The sequence below is a fragment of the Mesorhizobium sp. genome (genome assembly GCF_004962925.1).
GTDB lineage: Bacteria > Pseudomonadota > Alphaproteobacteria > Rhizobiales > Rhizobiaceae > Mesorhizobium.
The window spans coordinates 1-1576 of sequence record NZ_SUEO01000246.1 but is presented as its reverse complement, the minus strand read 5'-3'; the positions used below and the strand labels follow the sequence as shown (position 1 = coordinate 1576).

Genomic DNA, 1576 nt, shown 5'->3' with positions numbered 1-1576 from the left:
GGATCAAGCAGCCGGTGGGTGTAATCGAAGGTCGGGCCGAGCAGCTGGCCGCCGGGAAGATCCTTGTAGGTTGCCGACACACGCCGCTCGACCAGCATCGCGCCGGTGTCGATCGCCGTGGTGTAGCCGAAGCGTGGCAGCGTGGTGCGATAGGCGCGGACCAGGAAGATCGCCTCGATCATGTCGCCGCGCGCCTGAACGATGGCCAGTGCCGCCAATTCCCTGTCGTAGAGCGAACCTTCGCTCATCACCCGGTCGACGCCGAGCGCCAGCTGCTCGACGATCTGGTCGAGGCGAAGCGCCGGCACGGAACGGTCGCCGCGCCGGCGGTCGGCGAGCAAGGAGTGGGCGTTGGCAATGGCCGCTTCACCGCCTTTTACCGCGACATACATATCACGCCTCCATGGTCTTGATGCGCGTCGTGCGCGGCAGGCAAGTAACGCCGTCCGGGGAGGCGAGGACGATGTCGACGCCACGCGGAAAGCGCTGGTTGTTCTGCTTCCACTGTTCGACGAAATGGCGCGGCATCTGTGCCGGCGCGATGGTTGCAGTCGTTTCGATGCCGGGACCTTCGAGCAGCAGAGGGGTGCCTGAAACGAGATCGCTTACTTGCAGGATCAGCGTCGTAGAGCGGTCTGGATAGTCCTGGGTGCCTTGTGAAAAGCCATCGAGCGACATCATCTCGGCCGGCGTGGCGATCAGCGCGAAATGCGCGTCGGCCGGCGTGTTGGCCGGCGGCGCGCCGGTGTGGAAGCCGAGCCAGGATTTCACCGTCGCTGGGGCCTGCAAAGCAGGGTCGAGCCAGAGCGGCGTGTCGTTGTCGCACAGTGCCAGCGCGATGGCGCCCGCGGTGGCCGACAGCGGCGCCGGCGGGCGGGCAAAGACCGGCAAAGGCTGCAGGGTGCCCGGCCGCGCCATTGCGTCCATCACGGCGCGGAACACCGTCTGGGCGTCGAACACCGGATCGGCAAAACCGCCCTCGATCGCTTGGGTTGCGATGTCCATCAGTCTTCTCCGCGTACCATGGTGAAGAAATCGACCTTCGTTGCCGTCGTCTCGGCGCGCCGCCGTTCACGTGCGCTGGCCAGTGCGGCCTGCAGCGGCGCAATGAGCTTGGTCTCGACCTCGCGGCGCAGGGCAGGGTCCTGCCAGAGCGCGTCGGCGATCGCCGCCAGTTTTGCTTTCTGCTTGTCACGGCCGAGCGCGTAGTAGTGGCCGACCTGTCCGGAGGCAAGCCGGACGGTGGCGCGGGTGACCGTCGCCTCGCCGACGTTGAACGGCGCGCCGCCGCCGCCAATGCGGCCGCGCACGGTGACCAGGCCGGTTTCGGGACCGCGCAGCAACTCCGCTTCTGCGGGCAAGCCGGCTTCGTTCCACAGGCGGACGATATCGTCGCCGGTCGATCGCGCCAGCGTTGCCATAACGGTCTTGCGCTCGGCCTGATCGCGCGCTTCCTGTCCTCGCATGGTTAACATTCCCTTGCATCGAAAAATTTGTCCATTGATATAGACAACTATACAAATTATATCTATTTTCTAATGCGTGTCCATGACGTCTGAGTGACACGGGCGAAAAT

At 65.0% G+C, this 1576-nt stretch carries 3 protein-coding genes; all 3 read right to left on the bottom strand.

Annotated elements, in window-relative coordinates; all coding sequences use genetic code 11:
- A partial coding sequence (locus E5W87_RS30905; protein ID WP_292406393.1) for a carbon-phosphorus lyase complex subunit PhnI occupies positions 1-392 on the bottom strand: 392 nt, incomplete at its 3' end.
- Between the two features lies 1 nt (position 393).
- Positions 394-1005, bottom strand: a complete 612-nt coding sequence (gene phnH / locus E5W87_RS30900; RefSeq protein ID WP_292406364.1) for a phosphonate C-P lyase system protein PhnH — start codon at positions 1003-1005, stop codon at positions 394-396.
- Positions 1005-1466, bottom strand: a complete 462-nt coding sequence (gene phnG / locus E5W87_RS30895) for a phosphonate C-P lyase system protein PhnG (RefSeq protein ID WP_292406361.1) — start codon at positions 1464-1466, stop codon at positions 1005-1007. Before phnG ends, phnH begins: the two co-directional genes overlap by 1 nt.
- Positions 1467-1576: the final 110 nt, after the last annotated feature.

Bases quoted from the DNA above. Each gene is read 5' to 3' on its own strand.
- phnH (WP_292406364.1), bottom strand. From the start codon at position 1,005: ATGGACATCGCAACCCAAGCGATCGAGGGCGGTTTTGCCGATCCGGTG.
- phnG (WP_292406361.1), bottom strand. From the start codon at position 1,466: ATGCGAGGACAGGAAGCGCGCGATCAGGCCGAGCGCAAGACCGTTATG.